Here is a 13,743-nt window from a genome sequence, read left to right as displayed (position 1 = left end):
CCAGAATCATTTCACTGAAAAACTGCTACATGAATTTATTGATAGTTTGCCTCTGGTGTCTTCATAAAGAATCAATTACTCTTGAATTACAGTATGATTTTCTGGTAGGCGTGCTTTTAATTTTAAACTAGACTACCAAAATAAATACAAAAAAAAATAAGTTAATAACATTTAACATTAAAGACATAAATAAAAAATCGTAGCTTTAAGTCATTCAAAAAAGACATTAAAAATTATTTTTTATAGCAATTAACCATAAGAAATCAAGAACCAAAAGGTATGGATATAAGTATACATAAGCCCCCCTTATAGGATTCTTGCGTCATTCAAAAAACTCATGTACTCTATCAATAGTTTATTTGAATATTCACCCGTTTGCTAGCATTCTATGCAATTCTATAAAAATACGTATCTGAGACAAAAAATTGATTTCAATTGGAAATATTCTAAAGAAAAAACACCCAGTTAAAATAATAGATAGTATCTTTGCTATTTTTATTTTATTTATAGGTGCTGTTCTTATATCTCAAATGCATACACTGTTAAGCAGTTATATGAACTCGACTATTGATGAGATGACTAGGACTCATGAAATAATCATGGAAAATAAAGCTAATCAGGTTAATAAAATTATATTCTTAGAAGACTATTTTAGTTATATATTCAAAAAAAAACCATCGAAAGACATGAATGAAGAATATCTAAAAATCATACAAAAATCAAAAACATCGGGTAGCTTTAGGTATATTTTAAAAAGTGATAACAATCATAGTGTTTATATTAATGTAATTAGTGATAATTTTCTATCACAGTTTCAAAATTTACATTTAACAGTAAGTTCAAAGATGTTAGAAAATGAAATAAATGCAATACAGCATCTATTTTCTCTTTTGCCATTAACAAACAATAATTTTAATGTAGAAAGTAGAATTTATTATGTATCAAAGTCTGGTTTATTTTCAACAACAACGCCTAGCAAACATGCAAATTCTCATTCTATAGAAGAGACGTACGAACGCATGATAAATAGCTCATATTTTATAAACGCAATGAAGCTATCAAAATCCTCTAAAGAAAATATCTTTACAACTGCATACTTAGGTCCGAATAAAGAAGGTAAACTTATAACTATGTACGTTCCCGTTATTATTGATGACATCACTGTTGGCGTCATATGCTTTGACTTCGAAGTTAGAAAACTGAGCGTACTGCTAAATGATTCTATCGAAAATAAAAAGTCTGGAGATTACTTTTGGATCGATGGGAACGCAAATATTATTGCATCTAGCACATCTGGTGGAGATCGTAACATTGCAAAAAAAGTTTTAACACTTACCAAGAAAAATTCAACTGGTCGGTTTTATAGTGGTTTTGACTTTATTACATATAAAAAAATAAAGGGTGAGCACGGTGCTATTTTTGTTACTCACTCGCCCTTGCAGGTTCTTAAAAGTGAGTATGGAACCCAACTCGTCTTTGCTATATTACTTTGGTCTAGCTTCACCTTTGCACTACTTTTTTCCTATATGCTAATAAGAAAGCTAATACAAGAAATGCATATTTTACAATCTTCATTGGAATGGAAAGCGAGCCATGATACTTTGACTGGTGTTCTGAACAGAAATGGATTCTATAATGAACTTGATACCTCACTGTCTAAACTTAAAGAGTTGAAATTGCCCATATCTATTATTCAAGTAGATTTAGATAAATTTAAAACTATCAATGATACCTATGGGCATTTTGGTGGTGACACCGTGCTAATACAGACAACTAGTATAATCAAAAAATATATTCGTAAAAATGATATTCTTGGTCGACTAGGTGGTGAGGAGTTTTGCATTTTTTGCCCATATCTGAGTTTAGAAGATAGCACATCTCTTGCTGAGAGAGTTCGTGAAGCGATCAGCACCTACAATATTGAAGTAATGGAAGGTGTTTCAATCAATATATCTGCATCATTTGGTGTTGCATGTAGTTCAGAAATAAAAAGTTATAATATAAAAGAACTACAGGCAATATCAGATAAAAGACTATATATAGCCAAAGATAGCGGTCGGAATAAGGTTTGTTCGCAAGGATAATTAAGATCCAAATCCTCCTATGCAATCATGCTTAGGAGGATTATATATTCAGGAAATAAAATACTCACAGATCGTGTTAATATATTAATTATAAGACATGCCACCATTGAGGAAACTAGATGAATCTTCCTCTAATTCTTTGTAACTGCGACAGTATTAAAGATGACCTCTCAGCCAGTAACCAAACTCGATAGTAAAAACGGCTCATAATCAGCCGTTAACTGTGGATCAGCATACTCCATTTTTATGAGTATTTGGGATGAATAGCGATGCGGGTATTCATCCTGATTTGAGGTATTTCTCTCTTGATCGAGCTAGTGAGCAAGTTCTGCATTGAGCACAGTTCTAGTCAGCATGCTGAAAAATACATTGAGATCGAATACAGTTGTAGAAACTTTGGTCAGTTCAGTTCCGGGCGGGGAAACTTTCTTCTTGTCCTTAATTTGCCTGTCTCCGTTAATGGAGTGAACATATCAAAAACAGGCAATTAAACAATTATAATTACAGTCTCAACTAGATTTCATAAAATAGGTTTTCCCAAGAAGTTTTCCATTCCCATACCAATCAACACCAAATAACTTAACTGTCAGAATATCATTATTTAATTCAAATAAATAACCATCTGATGAAGAAAATACAATACCTGAGTCAGTCCAACTATCGATGTAATAACGTGAGTTATTATCATGCGCATGAGTATTATGTATTAACTGATAATAATCGCTGTAAGATTGACTGATTAGTTCAGCGATCTCCTTCTTTCTCTCCTTAATACTTTTCGTATCGCTGTGCTCAAGTCTAGTTGAGATTAGAGCAAAAAATTCCGCTGTAGCAGTAGCTACTTTTAACTTATCTCTTAACACGGTTGTTAACTCTAAAGATAACTCATTATTCTTCAACGGAGAGTTATCTGATTTCTTGAAGTAATAATCCTTCTGCAATGGTTCAACCAATGACGAAACCATATACGCTATACATGCAGTATGTTTTTTTCTCATATCTCGATCTGAAAGAAGTGCAAAGCCTTCATCTTCCTTAGCTAACTTTGATAGCTCAATACCCTTACTAGTAAAGAAACTATCAAAATCAGTCTGATTTTCAGTGCCTTGAGATAATGCGCATACATGGCTCATTATAGTGTCATTTCGCTTTCCACCAAAAGATGGTGATATGTCATTGAGTGTACTTTGGATTATTGGTAGAGATGAGATTTCAATTATTTTATCTAGTTTTTTAGACGAAAGATCAACTTCAGTTCTACTGCCATCACAGCCATAAATTAACAATGAGGATAAAAAAACAATTACATATTTAGTATTCATAACTTTAACCCGAAAATATTAAACAACTAAGTAATAAAAAAATATATCTTCGCAATTTCTTGAGTTAAGCGCCCTACAAAGGGCGCTTCATATTAATATTTACCACTGATAACCAATTCCAACGGATACGCCATAATCTCCTTGAGTATTCGAACTCCCCTGAAGTTTAGTGACCCATTTACCATTTTCTGAAACTTTAGATGCTCCGAGAGCAATAGCAGATTCACCATTATAGCTACCACCGCCCATAGACATCATCCCAGCTCCGGCCTCAAAAGGCTGAGGTAAAGCCCCCATCGCCATCGCGGATGCAATTCCACCACTCAATTTGTCTTTCATGGCATCCATTTTGCGGCCCAACTTGCGGAAATTTTGATTAGTGGAACTGCTGATAGATTCCAATCCTTCATTCAATTGAGCAACATTCACTGCATCAGTGGACGCAGTACCTCGAGCAACATTCGTTATTTGACGCTCTCCACCAACAGAACCAATAGACAGTGTATTAGCGCGATCAGCTGTTGAACCGTTGCCTAAAGCGATAGAATTATTGCCGGTTGCCTTAGCCATACTTCCTAAAGCGAGTGAGTCCTTGGATGAAGCGCTAGCTCCACCTCCCATTGCTGTACTATTTTGTCCACTAGCAATCGCTTTAACTCTATTGCTACTATTATTTGTAACCACAGTGCTCGACTGTGCAGTAATGTCTTTTACTTGCCCAACAGTTACGGCATCATTATCAGCGACACCATCAGCAAGACCTGTCAGTAATCTATCACCACTTGTTCCAGCAATAGAAATTGAACCACCTTTCTTATCCTTGCCAATACTTATTTCTTTAGAACTTGGATCTTGTTGAACAAGACCTACAGTACCGTTTGAAATACCATCAACATTATTTTTCATATCACTAATATCAGCAGTGTTTTTATCTACCTGATTCTTAACTTCATATAATTGCCCACCATTGACTGCTTCTTTACTTTTGGCCTCAACTTTTCCATCGGCTAAATTTGCAATAACTACAGGAGCACCTGAACCACCGAGTTTTTCATCGTTTTTTCCCAGTGTAATCTTATTAGAATCATTAATGTCATAACTTACATTGTTAGTTGAACTGGCCTTAATATTTCCAATGCTACTGTCTAAAGCAGCAAGCGAATCACCGAGATTATAGGAAACGCCTTGGATGCTAAAACGCGGCCCATTGATCCTTCCTGTCGTTGAGTCAATGAAGGCACCTGTACCGCCTAACTCACCTAAAAAATCACTCATTTGGCCAACATTAAGCGCATCTTCATTGTTTTTACCGGCTTTCACTCCACTCAGTACGCGGCTACCATTTCGGCCGGCAATACTCACCGTGCCGCCGCCGGTCGACGCCGCCACGGTTACCCCTAGCGTATCGCTGTCTTGCTGTACCAAACCCGTGGTGCCGGCGCTGATGTCTTGGCTGATGCTCGTCAGGCTGTCGGTCAGGCTGGTGATATCGCCGCTGTTTTTGGCGATCCCCCCGTCCAGCACGCTCAGCGCATCGCCGACCGTCTGTACGCTCTTGCCCTGCACCGCATAGCGCGGTGCTGTAAACGCCCCGCTCTCACCGATAGCCGCCCCGCCGCCCAGCGCCGCCGCCGTGGCCTTCAACCCGCTGGCGTTTAGCGCAATACCTGCGCTATTGCCCGCCACCGCCGTATTGGTGGCAAATAGCTGGCTGCCGTTGACCGCCTCACGACTGTCCGTGGCTAAGCGACCCGCTTTTACCCCGCTCAGTACGCGTTCACCGTCGCGGCCGGCAATACTCACCGTGCCGCCGCCGGTCGACGCCGCCACGGTTACCCCTAGCGTATCGCTGTCTTGCTGTACCAGACCCGTGGTGCCGGCGCTGATGTCTTGGCTGATGCTCGTCAGGCTGTCGGTCAGGCTGGTGATATCGCCGCTGTTTTTGGCGATCCCCCCGTCCAGCACGCTCAGCGCATCGCCGACCGTCTGTACGCTCTTGCCCTGCACCGCATAGCGCGGCGCTGTAAACGCCCCGCTCTCACCGATAGCCGCCCCGCCGCCCAGCGCTGCCGCCGTGGCCTTCAACCCGCTGGCGTTTAGCGCAATATTTGCGCTATTGCCCGCCACCGCCGTATTGGTGGCAAATAGCTGGCTGCCGTTGACCGCCTCACGACTGTCCGTGGCTAAGCGACCCGCTTTTACCCCGCTCAGTACGCGTTCACCGTCGCGGCCGGCAATACTCACCGTGCCGCCGCCGGTCGACGCCGCCACGGTTACCCCCAGCGTATCGCTGTCTTGCTGTACCAGACCCGTGGTGCCGGCGCTGATGTCTTGGCTGATGCTCGTCAGGCTGTCGGTCAGGCTGGTGATATCGCCGCTGTTTTTGGCGATCCCCCCGTCCAGCACGCTCAGCGCATCGCCGACCGTCTGTACGCTCTTGCCCTGCACCGCATAGCGCGGCGCTGTAAACGCCCCGCTCTCACCGATAGCCGCCCCGCCGCCCAGCGCTGCCGCCGTGGCCTTCAACCCGCTGGCGTTTAGCGCAATACCTGCGCTATTGCCCGCCACCGCCGTATTGGTGGCAAATAGCTGGCTGCCGTTGACCGCCTCACGACTGTCCGTGGCTAAGCGACCCGCTTTTACCCCGCTCAGTACGCGTTCACCGTCGCGGCCGGCAATACTCACCGTGCCGCCGCCGGTCGACGCCGCCACGGTTACCCCCAGCGTATCGCTGTCTTGCTGTACCAGACCCGTGGTGCCGGCGCTGATGTCTTGGCTGATGCTCGTCAGGCTGTCGGTCAGGCTGGTGATATCGCCGCTGTTTTTGGCGATCCCCCCGTCCAGCACGCTCAGCGCATCGCCGATCGTCTGTACGCTCTTGCCCTGCACCGCATAGCGCGGCGCTGTAAACGCCCCGCTCTCACCGATAGCCGCCCCGCCGCCCAGCGCTGCCGCCGTGGCCTTCAACCCGCTGGCGTTTAGCGCAATATTTGCGCTATTGCCCGCCACCGCCGTATTGGTGGCAAATAGCTGGCTGCCGTTGACCGCCTCACGACTGTCCGTGGCTAAGCGACCCGCTTTTACCCCGCTCAGTACGCGTTCACCGTCGCGGCCGGCAATACTCACCGTGCCGCCGCCGGTCGACGCCGCCACGGTTACCCCTAGCGTATCGCTGTCTTGCTGTACCAGACCCGTGGTGCCGGCGCTGATGTCTTGGCTGATGCTCGTCAGGCTGTCGGTCAGGCTGGTGATATCGCCGCTGTTTTTGGCGATCCCCCCGTCCAGCACGCTCAGCGCATCGCCGACCGTCTGTACGCTCTTGCCCTGCACCGCATAGCGCGGCGCTGTAAACGCCCCGCTCTCACCGATAGCCGCCCCGCCGCCCAGCGCCGCCGCCGTGGCCTTCAACCCGCTGGCGTTTAGCGCAATATTTGCGCTATTGCCCGCCACCGCCGTATTGGTGGCAAATAGCTGGCTGCCGTTGACCGCCTCACGACTGTCCGTGGCTAAGCGACCCGCTTTTACCCCGCTCAGTACGCGTTCACCGTCGCGGCCGGCAATACTCACCGTGCCGCCGCCGGTCGACGCCGCCACGGTTACCCCTAGCGTATCGCTGTCTTGCTGTACCAGACCCGTGGTGCCGGCGCTGATGTCTTGGCTGATGCTCGTCAGGCTGTCGGTCAGGCTGGTGATATCGCCGCTGTTTTTGGCGATCCCCCCGTCCAGCACGCTCAGCGCATCGCCGACCGTCTGTACGCTCTTGCCCTGCACCGCATAGCGCGGTGCTGTAAACGCCCCGCTCTCACCGATAGCCGCCCCGCCGCCCAGCGCCGCCGCCGTGGCCTTCAACCCGCTGGCGTTTAGCGCAATACCTGCGCTATTGCCCGCCACCGCCGTATTGGTGGCAAATAGCTGGCTGCCGTTGACCGCCTCACGACTGTCCGTGGCTAAGCGACCCGCTTTTACCCCGCTCAGTACGCGTTCACCGTCGCGGCCGGCAATACTCACCGTGCCGCCGCCGGTCGACGCCGCCACGGTTACCCCCAGCGTATCGCTGTCTTGCTGTACCAGACCCGTGGTGCCGGCGCTGATGTCTTGGCTGATGCTCGTCAGGCTGTCGGTCAGGCTGGTGATATCGCCGCTGTTTTTGGCGATCCCCCCGTCCAGCACGCTCAGCGCATCGCCGACCGTCTGTACGCTCTTGCCCTGCACCGCATAGCGCGGCGCTGTAAACGCCCCGCTCTCACCGATAGCCGCCCCGCCGCCCAGCGCTGCCGCCGTGGCCTTCAACCCGCTGGCGTTTAGCGCAATACCTGCGCTATTGCCCGCCACCGCCGTATTGGTGGCAAATAGCTGGCTGCCGTTGACCGCCTCACGACTGTCCGTGGCTAAGCGACCCGCTTTTACCCCGCTCAGTACGCGTTCACCGTCGCGGCCGGCAATACTCACCGTGCCGCCGCCGGTCGACGCCGCCACGGTTACCCCCAGCGTATCGCTGTCTTGCTGTACCAGACCCGTGGTGCCGGCGCTGATGTCTTGGCTGATGCTCGTCAGGCTGTCGGTCAGGCTGGTGATATCGCCGCTGTTTTTGGCGATCCCCCCGTCCAGCACGCTCAGCGCATCGCCGACCGTCTGTACGCTCTTGCCCTGCACCGCATAGCGCGGCGCTGTAAACGCCCCGCTCTCACCGATAGCCGCCCCGCCGCCCAGCGCTGCCGCCGTGGCCTTCAACCCGCTGGCGTTTAGCGCAATATTTGCGCTATTGCCCGCCACCGCCGTATTGGTGGCAAATAGCTGGCTGCCGTTGACCGCCTCACGACTGTCCGTGGCTAAGCGACCCGCTTTTACCCCGCTCAGTACGCGTTCACCGTCGCGGCCGGCAATACTCACCGTGCCACCGCCGGTCGACGCCGCCACGGTTACCCCCAGCGTATCGCTGTCTTGCTGTACCAGACCCGTGGTGCCGGCGCTGATGTCTTGGCTGATGCTCGTCAGGCTGTCGGTCAGGCTGGTGATATCGCCGCTGTTTTTGGCGATCCCCCCGTCCAGCACGCTCAGCGCATCGCCGACCGTCTGTACGCTCTTGCCCTGCACCGCATAGCGCGGTGCTGTAAACGCCCCGCTCTCACCAATAGCCGCCCCGCCGCCCAGCGCTGCCGCCGTGGCCTTCAACCCGCTGGCGTTTAGCGCAATATTTGCGCTATTGCCCGCCACCGCCGTATTGGTGGCAAATAGCTGGCTGCCGTTGACCGCCTCACGACTGTCCGTGGCTAAGCGACCCGCTTTTACCCCGCTCAGTACGCGTTCACCGTCGCGGCCGGCAATACTCACCGTGCCGCCGCCGGTCGACGCCGCCACGGTTACCCCCAGCGTATCGCTGTCTTGCTGTACCAGACCCGTGGTGCCGGCGCTGATGTCTTGGCTGATGCTCGTCAGGCTGTCGGTCAGGCTGGTGATATCGCCGCTGTTTTTGGCGATCCCCCCGTCCAGCACGCTCAGCGCATCGCCGACCGTCTGTACGCTCTTGCCCTGCACCGCATAGCGCGGCGCTGTAAACGCCCCGCTCTCACCGATAGCCGCCCCGCCGCCCAGCGCTGCCGCCGTGGCCTTCAACCCGCTGGCGTTTAGCGCAATACCTGCGCTATTGCCCGCCACCGCCGTATTGGTGGCAAATAGCTGGCTGCCGTTGACCGCCTCACGACTGTCCGTGGCTAAGCGACCCGCTTTTACCCCGCTCAGTACGCGTTCACCGTCGCGGCCGGCAATACTCACCGTGCCGCCGCCGGTCGACGCCGCCACGGTTACCCCCAGCGTATCGCTGTCTTGCTGTACCAGACCCGTGGTGCCCGCGCTGATGTCTTGGCTGATGCTCGTCAGGCTGTCGGTCAGGCTGGTGATATCGCCGCTGTTTTTGGCGATCCCCCCGTCCAGCACGCTCAGCGCATCGCCGACCGTCTGTACGCTCTTGCCCTGCACCGCATAGCGCGGTGCTGTAAACGCCCCGCTCTCACCGATAGCCGCCCCGCCGCCCAGCGCCGCCGCCGTGGCCTTCAACCCGCTGGCGTTTAGCGCAATACCTGCGCTATTGCCCGCCACCGCCGTATTGGTGGCAAATAGCTGGCTGCCGTTGACCGCCTCACGACTGTCCGTGGCTAAGCGACCCGCTTTTACCCCGCTCAGTACGCGTTCACCGTCGCGGCCGGCAATACTCACCGTGCCGCCGCCGGTCGACGCCGCCACGGTTACCCCCAGCGTATCGCTGTCTTGCTGTACCAGACCCGTGGTGCCCGCGCTGATGTCTTGGCTGATGCTCGTCAGGCTGTCGGTCAGGCTGGTGATATCGCCGCTGTTTTTGGCGATCCCCCCGTCCAGCACGCTCAGCGCATCGCCGACCGTCTGTACGCTCTTGCCCTGCACCGCATAGCGCGGTGCTGTAAACGCCCCGCTCTCACCGATAGCCGCCCCGCCGCCCAGCGCCGCCGCCGTGGCCTTCAACCCGCTGGCGTTTAGCGCAATACCTGCGCTATTGCCCGCCACCGCCGTATTGGTGGCAAATAGCTGGCTGCCGTTGACCGCATCACTACTAGCCACACTGATCTCGCCTGCTTTCAGATTTGTTATCGTAGTCCCATCATCACCTCCGAGCATTAGCATAGACTTAGAGGTGGAATCAACGTAGCGTAAGGCAGAATTCGAGAGATTCGAAATGCTCGAATTCAGATTGCCAAGAGCATCACCTATAGATGTGAATGCTGTTGATACAGTCTGGCTGCCTCCTGTAATTGGATTAATTTTTGTCAGGGTGTACTGCGGGCCAGTAACAGCACCTGTTGTGGCATCAATGCTGGCACCGCCGCCTAAAGCACTGATGACTGGCTTTAACTGCGCGACTGTAGTGGCATCATGCTCAGCGGTTCCAGCGGAAACATTGACTAGCTGGCGGGTAGAATCAACCTTCCCTATTGACACGCTGTTTATTCTGTCCGCTACTGAATCAGCACCAAGAGCTATAGAATTGACAGCGCTAGCCACCGCATTTGTACCAATGGCTAAAACATTAGCTATGTTGGCAGCACTATTTAATCCAATAGCAATGGCACCATCTGATGCGGATTTTGCATTTGTTCCTATGGCAATGGAATCAATCCCCGAAGCCTTAGTATTCATGGTTGTATCTTGCACAGGGTCAAGCGTGTCCCCCATACTTGGGCTCGAACCTAAAGCAATAGCGCGATCACCACTTGCCATAGAGGATGTACCAATAGCTGTAGAATCCATCCCAGTGGCACCAGATAAGCTACCAATAGCATTACTTCTGACTCCTGCCGCCGCACTCCAAGAACCTATACTTACTGCATGCTGGCCACTATATGCAGCAGACCCAATACCCACTGAAGCTCGCCCAGCTGCATTAGCATATGCCCCCATGGCTACGGCCCCAACAGCAGCTGAAGCAGAAGAGCCCACTGATGTCCCACCCGAGTTAGCATAGCTAGCATTACCAATTGCAGTGGCATAGGTGATACCTAATGAAGTTCCTGGCACGCCGATACCGTCAGTTCGATGTTCACTTCCTGACCCTGTTCCCCAGGTTCCGATACCGTTAGCCGCAACTGTTCCATTCACAACGATAGTGACAGCATCATTAGTTGCAACAGCTCGACCCAAGTTAGGTACGCTGAAATTATTATATGCTGGCTCAGGATTCGTTGGCGTTGCAGTGAGATTATTATCTTCGACAACAAAATTAATTTTTGTTATTAAATCGTCGAGTTCTAATTTCAAATTTTGTAGATCTTCTGAACTTAATTCACTGCTATCATAACCAATGGTTTTAGCATTTACAGAAAAAACTAATGAGCTAACAATAGCAGCCGAAACTACGGTGCCGGCAGCCTTTTTCTTATTCATACATAGTTCCGAGACAGCAACAAAACAACGCAATGAATGATTCCAAATGACGCGATAGATCTTGTTCAAGGCAGCGACTCCATTCAATTAGATAATTATTTTTGAGCTTTTAATTAAAAACATTAATATTACAAACATAAATAAATAACAAATCATTAAACCTTCCCTATAAGGGATACGTTTAAAAAGGCATGCACACTTAGAAAGGCACACTTAGAAAGCAATTAGTAAAAATAGGAAAGTGAATATATTTTCAGAGCTAATAACCATTATCAAAAAAAATAGCCAAAGAATTTACAACCCAAATGCTACATTATTATTTTCGGACGTCAATTTGTAGAGAACCCGCCGTAGCTAGCCGCCCTAACACCAGATTAAACACAAAAAAAACAATCAACATAAAAACCCACAGAATAATTTTAAAAAAACACTTTTAAGTATTTTCATTTTATAAAAGTTGAATTATAAGCAGAAAAATCTAAATCATGAGGTAATTCTCAAAAAACAGCCATCAAACAGAACACGTAACAAATCAATATATTAATTTAAATATCAAGTGATATATTATGGGGGTATTCTTAATTTAAATGTAAAGCGCTCATGGGGTATAATACAAAAAAACAAAATATCAACAAATAGATAACAATTTAATATAAAAAACATCAGGTCATACGCATAGTATGAACTGCGAAGACTAGGCTAGTATAAATTGGAAAATATTGGCTAATAAGATTTAATATACATTGTATCTATTTTGTAAAAACTTCAGATATATACGTATACTTTTTAAAAACCAATTTATTAATTCCTCATGAGATAGTAAAAGAAATTCATAAACAATAACAATCTAGTTATAAATATGAATAGCTCGATAGCATCATATACTACAAAGTATCATAAAGATTATACAACCTAATAATTCCATCTGTGTAAAAAAACAACAACCTTGGGATTTTTCTCAATCAATTAACATTAAAATAATAGGATAAAACCAACAAGAAAGGTAAAATAGCAAAATTAAATCATTTATAGAGTCACAATAAGGCTATTTATGGATGCACTCAATATAAACCATTCGAAAAAAAGGGTTATTACTGTAGCTAGGACACAATAGATATCCTGAGGAATATTATGAAAAATCAGTACCTTATAAATAAATCAGTATACTTCATTCCAAGTAAAAATATTTTAATTCCAGCTAATAACGATACATCGATTAAACTATACGCACCTGTAGCAAGTATTCTGTTCATCTTAATTCAACAAAGACCAGAAATCATATCTCAAGAAGGTTTGATGAGTCTGGTGTGGGGAGAGAAAAGCGCATACGTTTTGCCAAACACCCTTTATCAAAATATTTCCTTACTAAGGAAAGGCCTAAAAGCAGCTGGCTTAAAAGAAGACATTGTAAAAACTGTACCAAGACAAGGAATTTTGTTACAGCCAGCTACTATTATAGAGGAAATTGAAGTAATAGATCAGACATCCTTACTAGAAAAGGATGAAGTTGTGGATAGTGCGAATAAAAACCATCCAAATAAGAATGTTCGCGCCATATTAGAGTTTAAGAAAATAATGATATTATTATTTATTTTCATTATATTCTCGATATTTATTTTTGAAAAAACCTGGTTATCGGAAGGAAGAAAAAATACATTATTTTTCGATGATTACCATTTTGTCACTATGATTGACGCATGTAAGTACTATGGAAAAAATAAAGATATTAAAAAACATTATCAGTATATTTTAGATAAAATAAATCATGAAAAAAGCTCTTGCCTGAGCGATGAAAACTATTACCTCACACTTTCTGAAATAAATGATTACTGGTCATGGGTTAAATGTAACAAAGAAAATACACAATGCGAAGTAATCTATTATACAGGAGTGAAAAAATGAAAAAAAAATACATATTTATTTATCTAACAATATTTATATTCTCAGGTATTATCTTGAGGCTATCAGTAAGTAAAAATAATGTTCCATCTGATTGTTATGGTCAGTTGACACAAAATTATGGTAAAAAAAAATTAGCTGTTCTAATAACATTAGAGTTTTTACAAAAAAATAAAACAGGAAAACTTAACGTATCTGGAAATTACCAGGATGAAAATGGTCTAAATTTATATATCTCCCGCCAAGTGTCATTTAACTATGAAGAAATCAATAACAAACTCATCGCAACTTCAGAAAGTGTCTCAATAAAACCAAATGACACGATGGATAATACTTGGTTAGGTTTATTTTTTGCCGATTTCTTAATGCGAGAAAACAGAGGAATTGTATTAGATAACTATCAAACTATAAATGGAGACATCGTTTATTTAAGCGACGGAATTCCAGCACTATATTGTAATAAAATGCATTGAACTTCATTCTACATATAACTATTTTCGATGATTAGTGAATGAGTAAATGTTTTC

The 13,743-nt window shown here is 46.7% G+C and carries 5 protein-coding genes; 3 read left to right on the top strand and 2 right to left on the bottom strand.

Features of this window, described 5'->3' with window-relative positions; all coding sequences use genetic code 11:
- The first annotated feature begins 530 nt into the window (after positions 1 to 530).
- Complete coding sequence (locus CPY98_RS06335) at positions 531 to 2,084, top strand: diguanylate cyclase (RefSeq protein WP_332102706.1); 1,554 nt, start codon at positions 531 to 533, stop codon at positions 2,082 to 2,084.
- Positions 2,085 to 2,593: 509 nt separating this feature from the next.
- On the opposite strand, the gene CPY98_RS06325 is transcribed toward CPY98_RS06335, so the two are convergent.
- Both CPY98_RS06325 and CPY98_RS06320 read right to left on the bottom strand, forming a co-directional pair.
- Positions 2,594 to 3,406 carry a hypothetical protein gene (locus CPY98_RS06325; RefSeq protein WP_111329204.1) on the bottom strand — a complete coding sequence of 271 codons (813 nt, stop codon included), beginning with the start codon at positions 3,404 to 3,406 and terminating at the stop codon, positions 2,594 to 2,596.
- Positions 3,407 to 3,505: 99 nt separating this feature from the next.
- A complete protein-coding gene (locus CPY98_RS06320; RefSeq protein ID WP_172863836.1) occupies positions 3,506 to 11,386 on the bottom strand; it encodes a YadA-like family protein in 7,881 nt (2,626 codons plus the stop codon).
- Between the two features lie 1,062 nt (positions 11,387 to 12,448).
- On the opposite strand from CPY98_RS06320, the gene CPY98_RS06315 reads away from it, so the two are divergent.
- Positions 12,449 to 13,219 (top strand): winged helix-turn-helix domain-containing protein, encoded by a 771-nt coding sequence (locus CPY98_RS06315; RefSeq protein ID WP_096386839.1) that lies wholly within the window; start codon positions 12,449 to 12,451, stop codon positions 13,217 to 13,219.
- Entirely contained in the window at positions 13,216 to 13,689 is a 474-nt protein-coding gene (locus CPY98_RS06310; protein WP_096386836.1) for a hypothetical protein, read from the top strand. Before CPY98_RS06315 ends, CPY98_RS06310 begins: the two co-directional genes overlap by 4 nt.
- Positions 13,690 to 13,743: the final 54 nt, after the last annotated feature.

The sequence above is a fragment of the Hafnia sp. CBA7124 genome, from assembly GCF_002355555.1.
In the GTDB taxonomy this organism is placed as follows: domain Bacteria; phylum Pseudomonadota; class Gammaproteobacteria; order Enterobacterales; family Enterobacteriaceae; genus Hafnia; species Hafnia alvei.
The sequence above is the reverse complement of the archived record's forward strand: the minus strand, read 5'-3'. Positions and strand labels throughout refer to the sequence as shown.

Coding starts and splice junctions, on each gene's coding strand:
- CPY98_RS06335 (WP_332102706.1), top strand. CDS start 531: ATGCATACACTGTTAAGCAGTTATATGAACTCGACTATTGATGAGATG.
- CPY98_RS06325 (WP_111329204.1), bottom strand. CDS start 3,406: ATGAATACTAAATATGTAATTGTTTTTTTATCCTCATTGTTAATTTAT.
- CPY98_RS06315 (WP_096386839.1), top strand. CDS start 12,449: ATGAAAAATCAGTACCTTATAAATAAATCAGTATACTTCATTCCAAGT.
- CPY98_RS06310 (WP_096386836.1), top strand. CDS start 13,216: ATGAAAAAAAAATACATATTTATTTATCTAACAATATTTATATTCTCA.